The sequence below is a fragment of the Polaromonas sp. UC242_47 genome (assembly GCF_044452385.1).
Classification (GTDB): domain Bacteria; phylum Pseudomonadota; class Gammaproteobacteria; order Burkholderiales; family Burkholderiaceae_C; genus Polaromonas.
This window is the reverse complement of record NZ_JBIOAO010000001.1, coordinates 3695666-3715334: the sequence shown is the minus strand read 5'-3', so window position 1 is coordinate 3715334 and position 19669 is coordinate 3695666. Positions and strand designations below refer to the sequence as shown.

At 58.3% G+C, this 19669-nt stretch carries 16 protein-coding genes and 2 pseudogenes; 4 read left to right on the top strand and 14 right to left on the bottom strand.

The features are described 5' to 3' along the window. The first annotated feature begins 18 nt into the window (after positions 1-18). Both ACHMXK_RS17985 and ACHMXK_RS17980 read left to right on the top strand, forming a co-directional pair. Positions 19-1158: a hypothetical protein gene (locus ACHMXK_RS17985; RefSeq protein ID WP_397441881.1), complete on the top strand. Its 1140-nt coding sequence runs from the start codon at positions 19-21 to the stop codon at positions 1156-1158. A gap of 217 nt (positions 1159-1375) precedes the next feature. Continuing rightward, a complete protein-coding gene (locus ACHMXK_RS17980; protein WP_397441880.1) occupies positions 1376-1645 on the top strand; it encodes a hypothetical protein in 270 nt (89 codons plus the stop codon). A 220-nt stretch (positions 1646-1865) separates the two neighbouring features. On the opposite strand, the gene ACHMXK_RS17975 is transcribed toward ACHMXK_RS17980, so the two are convergent. The 5 genes and pseudogenes from ACHMXK_RS17975 to ACHMXK_RS17955 form a co-directional block, all read right to left on the bottom strand. Then, positions 1866-2144 (bottom strand): hypothetical protein, encoded by a 279-nt coding sequence (locus ACHMXK_RS17975; RefSeq protein ID WP_397442557.1) that lies wholly within the window; start codon positions 2142-2144, stop codon positions 1866-1868. A gap of 59 nt (positions 2145-2203) precedes the next feature. After that, complete coding sequence (locus ACHMXK_RS17970; RefSeq protein WP_397441879.1) at positions 2204-3112, bottom strand: alpha/beta fold hydrolase; 909 nt, start codon at positions 3110-3112, stop codon at positions 2204-2206. Continuing rightward, positions 3109-5194 (bottom strand): annotated as a pseudogene (locus tag ACHMXK_RS17965) (acetate--CoA ligase family protein). Before ACHMXK_RS17965 ends, ACHMXK_RS17970 begins: the two are co-directional and overlap by 4 nt. An 8-nt stretch (positions 5195-5202) precedes the next feature. After that, entirely contained in the window at positions 5203-6183 is a 981-nt protein-coding gene (locus ACHMXK_RS17960) for a Bug family tripartite tricarboxylate transporter substrate binding protein (protein WP_397441878.1), read from the bottom strand. A 56-nt stretch (positions 6184-6239) separates the two neighbouring features. Beyond that, complete coding sequence (locus tag ACHMXK_RS17955; RefSeq protein WP_397441877.1) at positions 6240-7403, bottom strand: acyl-CoA dehydrogenase family protein; 1164 nt, start codon at positions 7401-7403, stop codon at positions 6240-6242. Positions 7404-7629: 226 nt separating this feature from the next. Between ACHMXK_RS17955 and ACHMXK_RS17950 the strand changes: the two genes are divergently transcribed. Continuing rightward, entirely contained in the window at positions 7630-8961 is a 1332-nt protein-coding gene (locus ACHMXK_RS17950; RefSeq protein WP_397441876.1) for an MmgE/PrpD family protein, read from the top strand. A 38-nt stretch (positions 8962-8999) separates the two neighbouring features. Here ACHMXK_RS17950 and gcvA read toward each other — a convergent pair whose 3' ends face one another. The 7 genes from gcvA to ACHMXK_RS17915 all read right to left on the bottom strand — a co-directional run bounded on the left by gcvA (position 9000) and on the right by ACHMXK_RS17915 (position 15691). Next, entirely contained in the window at positions 9000-9914 is a 915-nt protein-coding gene (gene gcvA / locus ACHMXK_RS17945; RefSeq protein ID WP_397441875.1) for a transcriptional regulator GcvA, read from the bottom strand. 384 nt (positions 9915-10298) lie between these two features. Then, on the bottom strand, positions 10299-11198 hold the full coding sequence (locus ACHMXK_RS17940; protein ID WP_397441874.1) for an alpha/beta fold hydrolase: 900 nt from the start codon (positions 11196-11198) through the stop codon (positions 10299-10301). A gap of 147 nt (positions 11199-11345) precedes the next feature. Next, a complete protein-coding gene (locus ACHMXK_RS17935; RefSeq protein ID WP_397441873.1) occupies positions 11346-11777 on the bottom strand; it encodes a MarR family winged helix-turn-helix transcriptional regulator in 432 nt (143 codons plus the stop codon). Further along, on the bottom strand, positions 11774-12139 hold the full coding sequence (locus tag ACHMXK_RS17930; protein WP_397441872.1) for a GIY-YIG nuclease family protein: 366 nt from the start codon (positions 12137-12139) through the stop codon (positions 11774-11776). The genes ACHMXK_RS17935 and ACHMXK_RS17930 overlap by 4 nt, the downstream gene beginning before the upstream one ends. Before the next feature lie 26 nt (positions 12140-12165). After that, positions 12166-12804, bottom strand: coding sequence for a DUF2239 family protein (locus ACHMXK_RS17925; protein WP_397441871.1), 639 nt, complete (start codon positions 12802-12804; stop codon positions 12166-12168). Between the two features lie 1012 nt (positions 12805-13816). Further along, positions 13817-14362, bottom strand: a complete 546-nt coding sequence (locus tag ACHMXK_RS17920; RefSeq protein WP_397441870.1) for a hypothetical protein — start codon at positions 14360-14362, stop codon at positions 13817-13819. 228 nt (positions 14363-14590) lie between these two features. Further along, on the bottom strand, positions 14591-15691 hold the full coding sequence (locus ACHMXK_RS17915; protein WP_397441869.1) for an AAA family ATPase: 1101 nt from the start codon (positions 15689-15691) through the stop codon (positions 14591-14593). 739 nt (positions 15692-16430) lie between these two features. On the opposite strand from ACHMXK_RS17915, the gene ACHMXK_RS17910 reads away from it, so the two are divergent. Beyond that, positions 16431-16760, top strand: a complete 330-nt coding sequence (locus ACHMXK_RS17910; protein WP_397441868.1) for a hypothetical protein — start codon at positions 16431-16433, stop codon at positions 16758-16760. A 694-nt stretch (positions 16761-17454) separates the two neighbouring features. Here the strand turns inward: ACHMXK_RS17910 and ACHMXK_RS17905 are convergent. Both ACHMXK_RS17905 and ACHMXK_RS17900 read right to left on the bottom strand, forming a co-directional pair. Beyond that, positions 17455-18639 carry a M20 aminoacylase family protein gene (locus ACHMXK_RS17905; RefSeq protein ID WP_397441867.1) on the bottom strand — a complete coding sequence of 395 codons (1185 nt, stop codon included), beginning with the start codon at positions 18637-18639 and terminating at the stop codon, positions 17455-17457. Further along, positions 18639-19635 (bottom strand): annotated as a pseudogene (locus ACHMXK_RS17900) (Bug family tripartite tricarboxylate transporter substrate binding protein). Before ACHMXK_RS17900 ends, ACHMXK_RS17905 begins: the two are co-directional and overlap by 1 nt. Positions 19636-19669 lie beyond the last annotated feature (34 nt).

Genomic DNA, 19669 nt, shown 5'->3' with positions numbered 1-19669 from the left:
CCTTGAAAAGGAGACTCTATGCCGCTAACAGCGTACTCGACATCAGCAGAAAAAGAGAGTGACGTCGGTCAGGTGCTCCGACGCCTCTCCGCACAGTTCGGAGAAACCATCACAGACGTCGAGGACGTGCCAGAACCCTGGCGTGACTTCATTCGGCAGGACCTGCAATGCCCTTGCTGCTTTGTGATCGGGGCTGAGCTGGTCAAAGAGGCCGTGTCAAAGGCAACCAAAAGGCCTGTTCGCCAGGCCTGCTTTCGCTTCGGAAACCCAAAGCACAGGGAGCATTGCGATTTCGACAGCTCGGAAACGGCCAATTCCGTGCCAGAAAACCTGGTGTCGTTCAATGATTTGAAGTCGAATCTCACGAGGGTGATCCGCGAACTCGTGGGGACCGGGATCGAGTTGGGGTTGTTCAGCCAGCGGTCGATCCGCGACATGCGCGAGTGGTTCTTCAACAAGAAGATACAGTCGATGTTCGTCGTCACCATGGACCCTCACTTCCCAGGCTTGATAAACGATCTCCATCAAGAGGAGTACCGGGCGAGACGAGGCCTCCCGGAAGGCGTAACGCTCACTGCAGAGATCGCGGCATTGCCCGATTTCTCTTTGCGTGCCGAAGTGGCGCGTCAGCAGCTTTTACGCCATCCGGTGTATCGCGAATTCATGGATGCGTTCGACAGGCGGCCATTTTATTTCTTTGGCGTGATCGATCGGATGACGTCCATGGCTCGGCGGCACCAAGGTCGTCCGGTGTTCGATCCTTCGATACTAGAGGCTGAATACAAGAAGACCTGCGACCTGTCCGACTTCATCGCCAACAACTATGCACCACTGAAGGACTCAAAGCCAAAGGATGTCTTCTCGGAGAGCGTTCTTGCCTTCGCGGCCCTGCTGCTGTTCGTTCGTGGTTGGGACATGGACTTGGCCATTGCGGACTTCGTGAAGATCGCGGCCTCGGCAGGGCACTCTGACCAGGACCTTGGTAACGTGATGGGTCTCAACCCATTTCATGACTACCGGGCTTGGAAAACGCTCAAGCAGGCGCAAGACTTCAACATCGTGGTCCATGAATACACTGATCTCAAGGCTGAACGGCAGGCCGTTGATGCTGAAATCCGGTTGAAGTTTGGGCTTCCACCTGTCCAGACTCCTGCCTGACACCGGAACCCTGAGAATTCCTCCCCTCGTCACCCCTCTTCATTGATGGGGTGTCCGACCCAGCCTTCAGCGCCCGGGTCGACCAGACGGCCCTAGGCAGGTCAGCCGCGCAACCTCGCGCCCTGACCCTGCCGCCAGCACGACGTCAATCGCTCAAAATAGGTCCCGACAAGCGTTATTACGTTGTAAGTTCAGTCGATTGAATTGAAAGGTCGCCATGAGTATCCGAACCAATAAGCGCCGGATTTACCGGCTGCTTCATAGTCGCTTCCACGGCAAATCCTTCTGGAGATCCGTGGAGGAACAAGCCTGGCTGGACATGGTTCCTATGGGGCGAGAATTTGGTAGTCCGGACTATGAGCGCCTGCAGATACTGGATCTATATGCTGCGGGCCGTATGACCAGCGACGATGCCATGCGGCAACTAGGCGTAGACAGCCTGGATATCTTGCACCAGCAGATGCTGGCCGCAGGCCTAGCTAGCTGAATACTCATGTTTTCCGAGGTGGGGTAGCCAGGAAATTCCAGCGTGGACATGACATGGAAATCAAATTTTAGAGGGAACTATCACCGATAGTGAATGACTGATGTGGGCCCACTCCGGCGGCGGTCACCATGACGACAATCCGCAGCGATTTTCGGTCGTTCGGCCATGAGGCAGAATACGGCCAGTTCCGGTCATCCGAGCGTGTGCATCAAGTGGCAGGTCAAGACTGAAGGCTGCTGTAGAGCGTTCCGAATTGATCGCTGCAAACCTGACGTTGGCATCGGCGGGTTAGGTGCCGGCAATGTGGCACCGATTTCGAGGATTGCTGCACACGTAGCCTGAGTGGCCGGCCCCGGTCTTGCGGCCCAGCCGCCCCTGCTCGCACAACTGGTCGAGGATGGCGACGTAGCTCTCGCGCGGATCGCGTGTAGCGGCATGCGCCAGGCGACGTCCACGCGACGTCCTGGCCGAACAGGTCGGCCACGGCGAACGGGCCCATGGCGAAGCCAAAGTCAGTCAGAGCACCGTCCACGTCCTCCGGCCAGGCGTGAGCAAAACTCAGTGTGTTAGATGCGGGATCGCACCGCACGCCTCAGTCTGGGCAAACCAGCTGAGCATGAGACGGTTGACCTCGCTGGCGCGCTCGTACTGCACCCAATGCCCCGCACCGGGAAGCAGGCACCATTCGCGTTCGGTATGGTTGCCCCGCAACTGCCGTGCAAGTGATTCGGGGAAGGCCGTCACATCGTGTTCGCCCCAGAGCATCAATAGGGGCTGCTTGTACCTATCCAGTAAATTCTGCAGGCCACCTGCGCGCGAGATCGCCTTGCTCCGGAATCGGGTTCGGGTGCACGAAAGTTCATGGATGGCCAGTGCAAGCGCATCGATGTTTTGAGCCCCATGCAGCATCATCACCCGTAAGTTGTGGTGCAGTGCCGTACGTACAGTCTGTGGATCGGTATGGGTTTTCCAGTCCACCATCTCTTCCCCTTGCCGTCTTGCTGTTCCGTGGCCAGCCACACCCAACAGTGCCAGCCGGCGCACCGCGCCGCGCTCGGTCGCAAGACGCGCGGCGACCAGTCCGCCGAACGAAAACCCTGCCAGGTCGACAGGCGTTCCCTCCCCGATGAGGATGCCGAGGGTGGCCCTGAGTGCATCGATCAGTGGCGCCATTCGATCCTGCCCGTGCGGAACCGGATCAAGCGCATCCGAATCGTTAAAGCCCGGCATGTCGGGAACCCAGACTGTGTGCCGCTGTGCCAGGGCTTCGACGTTGTGCAACCAGTGCATCCAGCTACCGTGCCCACCATGCAGCAGCACCAGCGGGCTTCCCTCACCAAACCGACGCCAGCGGATGCTCTTCCCGAGGTGGCAAACATCATTCCGGACGGCCTGGGCTTCCACGCGCGCAATAGTGTCGCGCGCAGCGGCGTCCGAAAGCGTCACCAGGGCTTGCACGCTGCTCATGCCCGAAGCATCAATGCATCGACGGCCAGAACACCCTGTCCTTCCCGCATGACCATCAATGGATTCACCTCGGCCTCGCAGATCCGCAGCTCCGGCCGAATCGCCAGTTGGGACAGCGCCGAAACGGCATTCGCCAGCGCGTCGAGGTCGCCGCGTTCCTTGCCTCGCAGGCCCGTCACGGTCTTCAGCGCTCGTACCTCCAGAATCATTTCATGGGCAGATTGCACCGTAACCGGCGCCAGCCGGATGCTGCGATCGCGCGCCACTTCCGCCCAGATGCCACCAGCGGCCAACATGATGATGGGACCTGCATCCACGTCCACGCGATAGCCGATCAGCACTTCAGTCAGGCCCTTGCGCATCGGCTGAATCAGAACCTCATCGCACGACACGCCAGGCGCACGTTCGGCCAGGTTGTTTCGAAGTGTGCCCAAGGCAGCTTCAAGCTCGGCGGTGCCGTTGATGCCCAGCACCACGCCGCCCACTTCGGTCTTGTGCTGAATGAGTTCGGAGCAGATCTTCGCCACTACCGGAAAATCAAAGGGCAGCGCCGGTGCGCTTCCCGTCAGCGATGCCGTGACAGCCGGTGCGTGCGGTACACCCAATGCATCAAGCACTTCATAAGCCTGCGCCTCACTGAGTGCGCGCGCACCCTGGCTGTGGACCGGCACCGGAACCACGGCAGCATCCGGGACCCTGCGCGCAAACACCGCGGCGATCGCATCGGCGCAGGCTTCCGGCCCCCGAAAGCAGGGCACGCCTGCTGCCGTCAGGGCCGCCAATGCTTCCGGCGCATCCGGCACCATCATGGCGGCCAAGGGCGTCGTATGACCAGCACTGTCGATGATGGGCTTGACGGCAAGTTGCGACTGAAAACGCGCAGATGACCCGATGGTGGCCAGTACCAGATCGAACTCGGGCGCTTCGAGCAGCACGTCCAGCGCGGCCTTCATCACCTCATACTTGACGCCCGCCAGCGTGAGGTCAACCACGCGACCGGGCGAGACCGTAATACCCTTATCGCGCAAGCGCTGCAAGGTTTCCTCCGAAGGAGCCTGCACCGTCACGTCGCGGATACCGAGTTGATCCACGGCCATGGCGGCGCCGCCGCCTGTGGTCGTGACAACGCCCACGCGACGCGGCCTGTTCGGCGCCAGTAGCGAGACTCGCCGAGCCAACGGAACAGTTTCGAGCAAAGCCTCGAGCACGCCCACGCGTGCAATGCCGCAGTCCTTGAGAAAGGCGTCGGCAATGTCGTCTTCTCCGGCGAGTGCACCGGTATGCGTGGCCGCCATCTCCGCCGCAGCCTCCGATCGGCCGAGTTTGTACGCCACAACCGGCTTGCCGCGCCGCGCGGCCTCGATGGCAAAGCGACGCAGCGCATCGCCGTGATGCAGGCTTTCGAGGAACAGCAGGTAACCGTCAATGCCGGCATCGTCCAGCGTCGCCGAACAGATCTCGCCCAAACTGAGGTCAACCTCGCCGCCGACAGACACCAAGCCTGCAAAACCGACCCCGCGGGCCACGCCGCGCGAGACCAAGGCGCCTATCATGCTGCCGCTGTGCGAGGCCACGAACACGCGTCCCTTGGGAAGATCGGGCTCGGCAAACGCCGCGTTGGCGGTCAGCACCAGCCCGTTGCGCGGGTTGACCACGCCAATGCTGCTGGGCCCCAGTATCCGCACCCCGGTGCGTCGCGCGACCTGCCGCAGTTGCTCTTCACGCGCGGCACCCTCGGGGCCGGACTCTGAGAAACCGCTGGCGAGAATGGTCACGACCCGGACCCCGAGGCGCGCACATTCCTCGATCGTTGGTAAAACGCTTTCTGTTGACGTGAGCACAAAGACGTGCTCCGGCACCTCCGGCAACGCAGACAAGGTCGGCCATGCGGGAGCGCCCTGTACCGTCGAGCGCTTCGGGTTGATGGGGTAAACCTTGCCTGCGAAGCCTGCACGGCGCAAAAACTGTTGCGGCCGTCCCGCGGTTTTGGAGGCATCATCCCGAGGCGCCCACAAGGGCGACGCTGCGGGGATTCAGCAGGGCGGTGGCAAGAGCTTGCCCCTGGAGTGGTGTATGAGACATCGCTTGCATCAATCCATTGAAACTTTGAGGGTTTTCAGAAGCTTTCCCCAGCGCACGACCTCTTGGTCGATGTATTTTCCGAAGTCGGCGGAAGACCCACCAACGACGACGGCTCCCTGGGACACCAGCGTCTCGCGAAGGTCAGGCGCGGTCAGCGCTTTGTTCACTTCCGCGTTCAGGCGAGCGATGATCTCGGGCGGCGTCTTGACTGGTGCGAACAGACCGTTCCACGATTCAGCCTCAAAGCCGGGAAAGCCGGACTCAGCGACCGTGGGCACGTCGGGCAACTGGGGAAGGCGCTTGACCGAGGCCACGGCAATGGGACGCGGATTGCCGCTCTTGAGATGCGGCAGCGCGGACATCGATGTCATGAACACCAGGTCCACGTGACCTGCCAACAGATCGTTGAGCGCGGCCGATGCACCTCTGTAAGGAACGTGCACGATGTCAATACCCGCCCGCTGCTTTAGCAACTCCCCTGCCAGATGCTGAGAGCCACCGTTGCCTGTGGACCCGAACGTCAGTTTGCCAGGCTGTTGTTTCGCCAGTGCCACCAACTCGGACACGGTTCGCACGGGGAGCTTCGTGGTGACGGCTAGCACCGAGGGCGCCGTCATCACGTTGACGATGGGCTCAAAACTCTTTTGCACGTCGTATTTCAGGTTCTTGTACAAGAATCCGTTCATCGTGATGGGCGCTGCAGCCAGCAGCAGCGTGTAGCCGTCCGGTGGCGCAGTCGCTACGAACTCGGATGCAATGTTGGATCCAGCGCCTACCTTGTTCTCGACGATCACAGGTTGACCGAGCGCCGTCTGCAATTTGGTGGCGATGAGGCGCGCTGTCATGTCGGTGGGGCCTCCCGCCTGATAACCGACGATGATTCGGATCGGCTTTGAAGGATAAGACTGTGCGAAGGCCGTACCCATAGCGAGAGCACCGGCAAGGCCCAGTGTGACCGTGGCGAAATTGCGTCGAGAAAGATGTGGCATGAATGTCTCCGTAGTTTGGCTGGCTTGTGAGCTCAGTCGATGTTGAAATTGGTGGATTAGACGGTTGCGGCTTTCGGCGGGCGTTGTGAGAAAGATTTTTCGAACACCCCCTCGGCGATTCGGTTCTTGAGCATCTCGATCGAGCCACCGGCGATCATCCAACCGCGGATGCGGCGCAAGCAATACTCCACCAGCGCTTCCTGGCTGAAACCCATGCCGCCCATCACCTGCAGTGCTTCATTGGCAACGAACCAGCCGGCCTCGTTACAGGCGAGTTTGGCCATCGCGGTGCTCTGCGCGGAGGGCAAGCCGTGCTCGCCTTCCAGCGCGGCGCGGTACAGCATCAGCTGCGCCTGCTCAAGCTTCATGGTCATGTCGGCGAACTTCCACTGAAGGCCCTGGAACTCGCATAGTTCGCGACCGAACTGTTTGCGAATCAGTGCATGCTCGCGCGCGAGGTTGAAGCAGTAGCGGCCCAGTGCGAGCGAACGCGAGGCGTTGCCCAGGCGCTCCACGTTAAAACCGGAAATCTGTTTCTTGAATCCACCCGGCCCCAGCAACAGGTTGGCGGCCGGAATGCGGCAATCCTCGAAATACAGCTGCGCCCACTGCTCGCCGTTCATGAAATTCGAGGGTTCACCGACCTGAAAACCGGGCGTGCCGCGCTCGATCAGCACTGAACCAATGCCATCCACGCCGGGGCCGAAACGTACATAAATCAGAAACAGCTCGGCCTCTGGGCTGTGCGTGGAAAATACCTTGCTGCCATTGATCACATAGTGATCGCCGTCGAGGCGGGCACTGGTCTTGAGTTCGGTCACGGCCGAGCCGGCATCGGGCTCGCTCATGCCCAGCGCGATGAGTTTGCGGCCGGCCAGCAGGTCAGGCAGAAAACGCGCCTTCTGCTCGGCCGTAGCGTATTCGACGAAGGTGCGGATCGGACCAAAATTGCCGGCCTGCACGATGTCGGCGCTTTTGGGGCAGACGAGGGCCACCTGCTGGATGGCGAGCACGGCGTGCATCAGCGTGCCGCCCTGACCGCCGTCGGCCTCGGGAAAGGCAATGCCCAGCAAACCCTGTTTCGCCAGCAGGGCTGCTGTATCCCACGGGTAGTGCTGCGAATGGGCGCGTGCCAGCGCGCCAGCACTGAGCTTGTCTTGGGCGAAGCGGGCGACGGAATCGGCGAAAGCCTGATGCTCTTCACTGAGTTCAAAATTCATGACGGGGTCCTTGGCGTGTTTTGGGGATAGGGGGGATCTTGTCGCAGTAACCGTTTCGGCAGAACTTCGGCTTTAGTGTCCAGCCATCACATAAAGTCATACCATCAACACAAATCAGCAGAGGTAGTTGAGGCTCTTTGGAGCGAACATAGAGTCCACGGGAACCACAGAAGCAATGCCATGGTCCCCATCCTTCAACCTCGTTCACTACACCCTGAAAGTTTTCATGACTGTTGCTGAAAAATTCGCTGAATTTGGCGCTGCCCTGCATTCCCGCCCTCTGTCGCCGGAGGTGATTCACCATGCAAAGCGCGCGGTAGTGGACTGGTATGCAGCCCTCGTCCCCGGCTCTGTAACGTCGCCAGCCACGCTGCTGGAAACGGCGTTGCACGAAGACCTGGACCGCGGCACAGCACATTTGGCACTGGGTCGCCCTGCAACGACCCGCTCAGCAGCCCTGATCAACGGCGCGGCCGCACACACGGTGGAGGTTGACGATATCTACCGGGAGGCCATTTACCATCCGGGCGCGCCAACTATCGCCGCCGCGCTGGCTCAAGGCCAGAGCAACAGGAGTTCCGGTGCACAATTTCTGAACGCGGTAGTCGCCGGGTACGAAATTTCCACCCGCATCGGTGCCGCCATGGGTCGGACCCACTACCGCTACTGGCACAACACCGGAACTGTGGGCACATTTGGCGCCACCGCTGCTGCCGCCTCGCTGCTGGGTCTGGATGCTGGCCGTTATGCCCATGCCCTGTGCACGGGCGCCACTTTCGCGGCAGGGCTGCAGCAGGCATTTCGCATGGATTCGATGTCCAAACCCTTGCACGCGGGCCGTGCTGCCGAAGCGGGAATTCTCGCCGCGCAAGCAGCCCAGGCGGGCGTGACCGGGTCACTTGATGTGATCGACGGCGAATCCGGCATCGGCCGTGCCATGAGCAATGGTCCCGACTGGAGCCAGGCCGTTGCAACACTGGGTCACGAATTCCACATTACCCGCATGACGTTCAAGAACCATGCTTGCTGTGGCCACACCTTCGCACCGATTGATGGCGCACTGGCCCTGCATGCCCAACTGGCGGTGGCGGCAACCGACATTGAGCGTATCCGCATCGCAACCTACGCGCCCGCGCTAGAGGTGGCAGGCAATGCGCATCCTTCCACGGCAGCCGAAGCGCGCTTCAGCATCCCTTACGTCGTGGCGACGGCATTGATTCATGGCAGCGTCCGCCTGGCTGCATTTGATTCTCAGCGTCTTGAGGATCCACGGATTCGGGAGCTCATGGCCCGCATCGAACTGACGGTGGACTCCGCATTGGACGCAGGCTTTCCGGGTCAACGCGCGGCGCGGGTGACGATCGAGACGCGTGATGGCAGGCAAGGTGAGTATCTGCAGCCCACACGCAAGGGCGATCCGGAGCAGCCGCTCACGGACACCGATCTCAACGAAAAATTTCTGGAACTCGTTCAGCCCGTGCTTGGCGATACAAATGCGAAGGCATTGTTGGCGCGGGTGTGGATGCTGGAGTCAGCGCTCGATCTGCGTCTGCTCTGAGGCCGGTATCGGCGCAAGCACCTATTTCGAAAAGTGCCCTACGCGCCCTTCATCGGGGCCATGCCGGCGCAGGTGGCCAGCAGCCAGTCCCGGAACACGCTGACCTTGCGTGATTCCCGCTGCAGCTTGGGGCGAACGAGGTAATAGGCTTTGTCACTGTGTATCGGCCGGTCAAAGGGCCGTACCAGTTGGCCCGCACTAAACTCGTGCGCCAGCAGGGCGTTCTGTCCGATGGCCATCCCCAAGCCTTCAATGGCAGCCTGCCAGGTTAGAACCGAACTGCTGAAGATCATCTGCTCCGTGTCCCGGGCCAGCTCGGTCATCTGTGTGGCGCTCAGCCAGTCCTCCCAGTCGGAGCTTCGGTAGTGCGAGATCAGCAGACGCTGGCGTAGCAGCGATTCCGGGTATTTGCGATTGGGCGCATGCTGTGCCAGGTACTGCGGTGAGCACACGGGCTCAATCTGGTCGAAAAACAACAGGTCGGTCTGGACGCGAGGCCAGTTTCCGTCACCAAACTGGATTGCCACATCCACCGGGTCGCGATCGAAATCCACGTCAGGTACGGCATTGCTGATACGTACCTCGATATGGGGGTGCAGTTGGCGAAACTCGCCCAGCCGCGGAATCAGCCACTTCGCAGCAAAGGTGGTGTAAGTCCGCACCTTCAAGGCGCCCTGGCTGGTTCCCTTGATAAGGTTCTCGGTCGCATCGGCAATGCTTTTGAACGCTGGAACGACTTGCTCGGCATACGAATGACCTGCTCGGGTTAGAGCAACACCATGGCGCTCACGTCGAAACAGCTCTACGCCCAAGTAAGTTTCGAGTACGCCAATCTGGCGGCTCACTGCGGATTGGGTTACATGCAACTCGTGCGCGGCCATCGTAAGATTTTCCGTACGTGCCACGACCTCGAATACACGCAAGGGATTCAATGGTGGGATTCGTCGTGCCATTCAGGGAGTTTAGCGACAGCAGATTTAGGAATGACTTTTTATTCTATCTGGATGCCCAATTCGCAACGCCTTGACCGGCTTCGATACAGATAGATTCTGCAAAGCTTGCTGGATATCCAGGAAGCCGACATTGGCCAATACCGGCTTCCGCTGCATTGCAGACGATCAAGGAGTGGCCGCGACCATCTGAAAGAGACGGGAGCGGGTCTACAGAAATTCAAATTGCCTCCCCAATACCCGACATTAGAAACAGCGAACCGACGGTCTGCAATGATGCATTGCTTTCGACCAAAGGGGCACTGGCAATCAGTTGCTATTCGTCCCCAATTCAGTAGCCCTTTTAACCAAATTAGGCAATAAAAGGTCTAGTAACGTCGGGGCGATTCACAGGGTTGAACATGTGGCGTGCGTTATCTGCGATGACTCCGGCCACAAACCCAAACAGCGAGGGTGGAAAATCGTGGCCCATTCCCTCGACGATGAGTAGTTTGGCTCCTTTAATATTGGCCGCCGTGTCCTTCCCCGCTTCCGGGGAACTAGTGGGTCGTCTGACCCATGCAACACAAGCGTCGGAGCACTTATGTTGGCTAGTCGTGATCTTAAGTCACCGGTTGCTGCGATGGCGGCGATGTGTCGCCAAAACCCGCTTGGGTTGTATGCTCGTTTGACTTCGGCCAAGGCTTGATCTCGTTGAGCGGATTCGTCGAATGAATAGCCTCGCCCGGCAATCACTTGAGAAAAGGCAACGCAATGTGTGAGATAGCCCTGTTCGTCTTTCAAAGGATGTGGCGCGGGCGAAGTCATCGCCGCCATCACTGCAGGGCTGGCCTGCGGCAGATCACGGTTGCCAGTGCTCGACATAATGGAAACCAGAGATAGAACGCGTTCAGCATGCTCGCTGGCCAACAGTTGTGCAATCATGCCGCCCATTGATCTCCCAACCACGTGCGCTCGTTTGATCATCAACGAATCGAGAAGTCCTACAGCGTCGTTCGCCATATCGAACAGCGTATAAGGCACATTGGGCGTTTCGCCGCGAGAGACTGCATCGGCAATTGCCGCAAGATCTGGCATCGACGCGCTATCGAAGTGAGTTGAAAGGCCAGCGTCGCGATTGTCAAAGCGAATCACGCGGTAGCCTTGTTCTGCCAATATCCGGCAAAACGTTTCGCTCCAGCGAGTCATCTGCGTACCCAGACCGGAAATCAGCAGAACAGCTTCTGCCTCGTTATTGCCAAAACAATCGTATTCAATTTCAATTCCGTTCGCTTTAGCCTTGGGCATGGCGTGTGGTCCTTAAATGTTCTTGTGTCGCGCGTCTTTTGGGAGCGCTCCGAAATTTCGTTTGGCCGGCTTCACTACAGCACCACGGATGCACCGCCAGGCTGTGCAAGTCGCCGAGTACCCAGCAAATCGTCGCGATAGCGTTGCTCATGAGATTGCCAAGCTTGGCGTGCGTGCAAGCGTTACCAATGCTGCGGACACCATCTCAACCGCTGCGGGGGCAATTGATTCGACGGCTTCCGTGCAAATGCTATCGGCAGTCTCGCGTGCGGCGTTCACCAGCACACGCCCAGCTGGGCGAAGCACGGCCTGACGAAATCCATTCGCACCCTCGCGCACCACGAGGCCTATCTTCTCGAGCAAGATCAACTGACGCAGCACAGCCGATTGAGGCTGACCAAGCGGACGCACGAGTTCCGGAATGCTGACCCGACCACCGTCCGCTTGCGCGAGCAAATTTAGTAGCGCAAAGTCATTGAAACTGATGCCATGATGTAGGCCCAACTCGTCGTCAAGCTTGAGTTGCAGGCTGGCGTGGGCACGGTGTAGCGCCAAACAGAAGCCGAGATTCGTGTTCATCGAGGTTGGCTCCTCGGATCGCCGTAGCCGAGTTCGCCGAGGCAAGGGATTTCCTGGCGCCACAGGCTAACCAGCATTTCCAATTCTCGTGTGACATTGAACGCTGGATCTTCGCTGGGTTTGACCATGTCGAGTACGTCGAAGAGAAAGTTGGTCTCGCCGTGCTCGACCCAGTCCTGCGCAAGCCTCGCATTGCGATGCAGTCCATGCTGCAGTTCAAAACGATGCCGGTTGAGTGTGCCCTGAACGTTCGTACTTCCTGCAACCAACGCCCTGCCCGTGATCTGGTTACGGATCGCATAGACACCGGCTCGGGTTTTCGTCTCCAGATACTGGCGTTTCAGCGTTTTTTTGTCTGTCATCATCAATCCTCTTTGTCTCAAATGAGTCACGGCGCAAGCGATGGCACTTCTGTCAGCAGCAGCGAGTAAGCTAGGTACCTGACGTAATCGCGAACGTCGGACGGCCAAGTTTCGGTCTGTTGACGGAACTTTGCCGCGTCGTTCGCGAACAGCGCACGCGAGGCCTCTTCAAAGCCAGCCATATCACCAGCCATGGCTGACATGAAGTGGTAAGCACATTCGCTCGCCCGGCGTTGCCGGTCTCGGTCCACGTTGGCCCGGCGTGCCTCATCAACCAGTTTCCGCAAGGTCACCGATGCACCGCCTGGCTGTGCAGCCAACCAGTCCCAGTGGCGCGGCAGTAGCGTGACTTCTCGCGCGACAACCCCAAGCTTTGGCCGGCCACGGCCACGTGGCTCACCAGATTCCTCGGAATTGATCAGTGCAGATTCGTTTCCTTGAAGCTGGTACCCCTCTGGAGGCAGACGTGCCAACATCTCGGCATCGCTTCCTCGAATGTCAATTTCGACAACTTGGCCAGTCTGGTCGCAGAAGGTCAGCAGCGGACTGGGTACGCCGGACGCCAGAACATGTTTCACCGCCAATGCATTGACCGGCAAGCTGCCAGAGGCGATGCGCTTGTGGCCGTTGAAGCTGGTATAGGAAGGAGTAGCGGTATCAATCACAGTGAGATCGGTCTTGAATTGGATGAGCGAATAATACCCGGGTTAAATTTATGCGTCAATAATACCCGGGTGAAAATTGGCCATCGTGCTTCTGTGACTGGCGCATCGGTACTGCCAAGACCCCTGTCTTGCTCGACAACACCGAAGTGGATCAACTTCATGCGCCAATTCGGTTAGCGCCCACCGGAGGATTCCGCTTCACCCGTTAGCCAGTGCGCTACGGCAGTCTTGCCGACTCCGTTGTGTCTGACCAAACCAATGTGTCGTAGATAGAGAACCTCGTTGAGATAGGAGAACTGCGCTTTACCGCCGCACCTAATGTCACGAACGACTTCAGTCCTGAAAGAAAATTGGCAACCCGAAAGCTGTCACCGATGAAAGGCCGCAAGCGCTTGCTTTGCGGAAGTTTTCGGCAACAACTTGAAAGACGGCTTCGGGCCCGGTACTGCCGTTCGACTTAACGGCGCCGACGAACGCTTCGCAGCGGTAGCAGTCGATTGAGACTGAGGCTTGAGTGGCTGCGATGGGGCCAGGAGCAGACATTGCACGAGACACTTCGTGTTCACCCCGTCGAAACTCGTCTCCCCCAAAAGCCACAGCCCCGTAGCTGAAAGCACGACAATGGCCACACCCAGCGCCGTCAGCACCATCTTGACGCCGAGCCCGCCGGTTGCGGTCATGTGCAAGCGCGTCAGCTAGGTTCACTGAGTGTCGGTCGCAGCCGTTCCGGTGGATAGCCAATGCCCCCTCGGTTCGCCGCTGTCCCCATCGAACTAAACAAGGGTGCGCGAATACCGGTCTCCGGCATCGCGGTACCGGCCACGACTGGCGTCGTAAAACATCCAGTCTTCACGCAAAACCTGTACCGGCAAGGCTCGCATGAGCTGCCGCTGCCGCGCGAGCGCCAGCGGCCAGTCGAGTGCCGGACGCATGCGTGGCACGTCCAGCACAGTGCGGAGAACCTGTCGGCTTGGTGCGCAAAGACCGTGTGGATGTCGCACTTTGGGCCCCGCTAGCAGCTTGTGGGCACCCCTTGGCTTTCGAGGGCTTTAACAATTCCGTCTTTAATTCGAGAGTAATTGTTCCCTTTGCGCGCCGCCCCAATCGCCATCAGCTGCTTGCTACTAAATTTAATATCGCGATTTTTGTGTGACAGCCTTCGTAAGAGGAGCGCAAATAACGATTTTCCGCGAAGAATCACATGGTATTGAGTTGATATCTCATCCAAGAACACTGCCGGATACTCCTCCCCCTCTTGCAATACGAGCTGCTGATTCAAATGATCAGGGTCGTCCAACACCTTCCCAGGATGAGTCCTGAACGAATGTTCAGTCTCGCCTTTTAAATGTCGGCTAACTGCCAAGGCATACCATCTCAAAAACTGCGACAATTCACTTTTGAAGATAGCTCGCTCACCATGCGTAAGAAACTCTTCGAGCTCGCCATCACTATACAGATCATTCTCTACAGAATATCCACCTGAGCATACCAGCCCTTCATCGTGGACATCTGACGATGGAGGAACATGCACCCACAAATCGTTGTCGACAACAAACACGACGGCAGTCGATACAGGGCTCTCTTTTTAATCGCCGCCGCATTTCCAGAACAGAATATTTATTTCCGGCAGGCAGCATATCGACACCATACTCTGCCAACTCCTGCTCTATGGCTCGGTAGAAGATAATATCGTCTTTACCTTCAACAAGCACAGTTGGTAGAGAGGATCGTTTCAGCAGCTCAAATAATTCATCAATAGTCGGATGAGCTTTATCATTGGACATTATTAATCCCCCCGATCCTCACCGACAATCAATTCTTTGTCAGGATATTTCCCATATATAAAGGGGGAATGCGTTGCAAAAACAAACTGATTTCCAGAATTTTGTGACTCTAAAATGGAAACAAGACGCCGCTGCCAATCCACATGCAGACTGAGTTCGGGCTCATCAATGAAAACGACAGTGTTTTTATGGAACGCGTTGTAGCAAATAAAGCTGAGCATTTGCTTCTCCCCTGCCGAGAGCGCATCGCTATTAATTGCTGCCGCTGCGTCACCGAAACTTAGCCTACGGCCAAAAGAGATACCGGCGTGTTTAAAGAGCTTTTCAACCAAGCCGCGAACCGCAGTAAATGGCTGCAATACATCGGCTCGGTATGCCTCAATCTTCTCAATCTCACTTCTTGTTTCCGAAAGCAACGCGTCGGCATTATGACCGACACTTTGAGTATTTTCATATTGCCGAATTTTGTTTATAACTCGGCTCGTCACATTTTCCTGGAATGCATTAACATCATCAGACAAACTAGCATATTGTTTCAAAAGCAAACCGACAATGTCTTGACTTGATATTGCCGAAACGAACGTGTGCTCTTTGTTCGACAATTTGCGCGATATGGAAGCCAACGATGTGTCAATATCCGCTTCAACTCTACCGCCAGGCCGTACCCTACTAGGAGGACCGACACTCATAGAGAACCCGCCTTCTATCCGCCGAAACGTCGGAAAAAAAAGAGAAGAACCACGCGAAATCAAATATGGTGCAGCCTTATCCTCTGCAGCCTCAGCAAAACTTACGTCATCCGGGTCTTCATCTTCAAAAATATAAATCTCACCATTAACATCAAGCTCAACTTTGCATGTCGCAGCACCCGTACGGGTTACAGTGCAAATGTATTCGGATGTTGTGATTGAGCATGCCTTAAAGTTCACTTCATTTAAGGCTAGAAGGATATTTCCACTCATGATTGACCAAATCAATTTTATGAGTGTTGTTTTGCCAGACCCGTTTCTCCCCGTAACAAGGTTCAGGTCAGCGTTGAAATGATAGGTCTCGGTGGAGTTTTTCCCAAACAAACCGGAGACGGTTACCTGCTTGATGAGCATCATGTGCCTCTTGAGTGCGTCTACCAAATGCAACGACTTGTTGCAAGGCGCGATGATAACCTCAGTTGTACGCGCCCACTGATAACTCGCGTGCGAGCCTCTGCCGGAAGCCGGTAAAACAATGAGGTGGCCGCCCTTCGCTAACTCCGCTAGCACGCGTGCAACTGCCTTGCGGAGGGCTGCGTTACTACGACTATCAGCATTGCTTCCGCTCACATACCTTACGTGTTGCTTCATCCGAACTGAACGTCTCGGAAAAGCAGCCATCGGGTCAATCACTTCAGTAGCAGAGCGTACTAAGGGCCTCCTGGACGCGGTTGGCCGCTCGGACGCCGTCCCGATGACAACCCAGGACTTTCCGACCTTAACCTGTAAGAGCGCGTCCATTTACGTGCGCATCGCAAAGCGTGAATGGGCAGGCTATGCGACGTTGTATTCACAACGAACCAGTTTCAGTCACTCGGACTAAGCACCAGCTGCTGCTTATTAAATGGAAGTTATGAGGTTCAAAGTCAAGTGCTGCCGAACGGCCGCTTTGGGCCAGAGCTGCCGTCTGATTGTCTCCGCTGAACGTCGGCAACCAGCCTGAAGCGTTCGGCCGACCCGCCGCATCGAAAGTCAGCTCCTGGCCGCATTCTGCCGCACGCGCCGGCTCCAGCGGGCCCGAAGCGATAGTTGCCTCTGCTCCGAAGCGGACTTTCGGTGCTCAACACCAGCGAGGTGGTCAGCGGTTACCGGAATGGTAGTCAATGATTACCAGCATCTGCAGTTGCGGGCCTTCCTGCCGGCCATGCTTGGATGGCCAGAAGCGCAATGGCAAACCGCTGGGAACTACATGGACGAGGCGACGGCGAAAATGCGAGCAGACGCTCTCGCAAAAAGTAGCTGGTTCTCCCGGCATGCGACATCCTGGATCATCGATGGCGAGTCGTATACACAGCGCACACTGGACATCGTTGAGCCCAACCCGCTGAGCGTGATAGGCCCCGCCCGGACTGTGTCGGACAGCGAATTGACTAGGCGTTTGAAGGTCGGCTTCGGGGTCAAGCTAACAGCCAGTATGGGCTGAGGGGAAGTTGGTTCTTCTCTGAAGCCGACATTCAGTGCTCAACATTAGCGAAGTGGTCAGCTTTTGCCGGAATGATGGTCAATGATTACCAGCATCTGCACCTATGAGGAGAAGGGCGGTCGGCCATTGGATGCGATAAAGAAAACCAAGGGTGCGACGAGGTGATCCTTCACTACTGCGCGCCGGGCTCCTGAAAGCGGCATCGCATATTCGGTACAGCAGCGGTACAGTCATCATGTTTGGGCGACTTCGTTTAACTACGCTAAGTTGTTGTCCCGTAAGTACTTTTAGCTTTTCTTGGTTACGGTCGTGAATGCTCGACTTCACTAGGCACTGTTCTTGAAGGGCAAACTCATAATCCTTTGGTCGAGTGTTCAAGTCACTCACGCCCTACCACCCACCTTAACTACAGTTTGCTATAAAAGTTATAGCAAAACGTCCGCAAGTAACCGCACCTGTTCCGCAATTCAACGGATCGGGCGCACTTTCCGGCCCACTTTGTGCCGGAATAACCCGCCGTCATTGCCTCCGTGGCATGCCCCAGAATCGCCTGCGCGGCCTTGCTTCCTGCTTATTCGTCTGTTGCCGTGGCCACTTTGGCGCGGTGTGCATGCATCCGGCCCATGGCTGAGGGCCCGGGCAGGGCTGGCTCGGGCGCCCACGCGCTTCACGTCGGTTCAAGCGCCGCGCATGTCTAGATCAAGAACTGCTCGGCCAGGCGACTCCAGAAAGCCGCGCCCACCGTGAGGTTCGCGTCATCAAAGTCGTAGCTCGGGTTGTGCAGCCCTCGGCCACCTTCGGACGGCCCATTGCCGATGCGAATTAGCGCGCCGGGGCAAGCCTGCAGCATGTATGCGAAGTCCTCACTACCCATCATGCGCGGAAACTCGATTGTCACGTGGTCCTTGCCAACCAGCTCGGTCGCCACGCTTCCAGCCAGCGCCACGGCATCGGCGGCATTTTCGACAACCGGATAACCCTCGACATAGCTGATCTCGGCCTTGGCGCCGAATGACTCCGCGGTCGAATTCACGAGCGTGCAAATGCGTTCCTTCAGCAGAGCGCGGACTGCCGCGCTGAAAGAACGCACGCTGATGCCGATCTCCGCCTCTGTCGGGATCACGTTCAGCGCGTCGCCCGAGCGCAGCCGTCCGACGGTGACCACCGCCGATTCGTTGGGGTCCACATTGCGTGACACAACGGTCTGCAGCGCCATCACGATGGCCGCCGAAGCCACGAGCGGGTCGACTGCCAAGTGCGGCCGCGCCGCGTGACCGCCCACGCCGATGATCTTGATGAAGACCCGGTCGCCCGCCGCCAGGAAGGGGCCGGTGCGCATCAGGAAGTCGCCCTGCGGCGCGCCCGGGTGGTTGTGCATGGCGAACACCCTGTCGCAAGGAAAGCGCTCGAAGAGCCCGTCGGCCACCATGGCCTTGGCACCGCTGTCGAAGCCGCGTTCCTCGGCCGGCTGAAAGATCAGGTTCAGCGTGCCGGAAAACCTGCGCGTGGCCGCGAGATGTTTGGCGGCGCCGAGCAGCATCGCCGTATGGCCATCATGTCCGCAGGCATGCATCACGCCGGGAATTATGCTGGCATAAGACAGGCCCGTTTTCTCGTGAATAGGCAGGGCATCCATGTCGGCGCGCAGGCCGAGACGCTTGCCGCCTTCGCCGCTGCGCAGTTGTCCCACCAGGCCGGTTCCGCCTATGCCACGTGTGACCTCATAACCCCATTCGCTCAGCTTGCCTGCGACCAGTTCGGCGGTCTCGTGTTCGGCGAAAGCCAGCTCGGGGTGTTGGTGGATGTGTTGCCGCAAGCCGGCCAATTCCTTGTGCAAGGGCGCAAGGTCATCGACCTGGGTGAGCGCGCCGGGCGGCATCAGTTGGACTCCAGGGAGATCTTGTTTTCCTTGGCAATGCGCTGATAGAACTTGATACGTTCGCCGATTTCCTTGCGATAGGCTGCGGGCGTCAGGTCCTCGGGAACCATCATGCCCTTGTCGGCCCGAAACCGCCCGGGTCGCTGGGTCAGTGAGGATCTTGCGTACTTCGATGTAGAGCTTTTGCACGATGGCATCGGGCGTCTTGGCAGGCGCGGCCAGGCCGGTCCAGGAGGTAAGGTTCAGATCGGGCAGTTTGAGTTCTGCAAAGGTTGGGACCTCCGGCAGTTGCGGCATGCGGGCGGGTGCGGCCACCGCCAGTGCGCGCAGCTTCCCGTTGCGGATATAGCCCAGGTTTGACGACAGGTTGTTCCATGTGAGCTGCACCTGTCCGCTCAACAGGTCCGTCAAGGCCACGCCTGAGCCGCGATAGGGCACATGGTTCATCGGAAGGCCGGCCTGGTTCTTCAGTAGTTCCATGCTCAGGTGAGACACGGAACCGATGCCCGCGCTGGCGTAGTTGAGCGCGCGCGGGTTGGCGCGGCCGTACTTCACCAGTTCCTCAAAGCTGCGCACAGGCAGGTCGGCGTTGACCAGCAGCACGTTGGCCAGTCGATCGAACAGTGTGATGGGCGCGAAGTCGTTGATGGCGTCGTAGGGCAGCTTGGGGTTCATCGCCGGATTGACCACGTGGGTGCTCTGCGAGGTCACGATGAGGGTGTAGCCATCCGGCGCAGCCTTGGCGACGTAGGTCGAACCGATGGCACCGCCCGCGCCTCCGCGGTTGTCGACGATCACCGGCTGGCCCAGCGCGCGGCTGAGCCGCTCGGCCATCAGGCGGCCGGAGTTGTCGACAGATCCTCCCGGTGTGAATGGCACGACCAGGGTGACCGGGCGGGTGGGATACGGTTTGTCGACGGACCACGCGGGCAGGCCTAGACCGGCCAAAGTTGCTGCTGCAGTGGATTGGAGAAAATGGCGGCGGTCGAGTGTCATGGTTCAGAGAAAGGAAGTGACGGGGTGGCCGAAG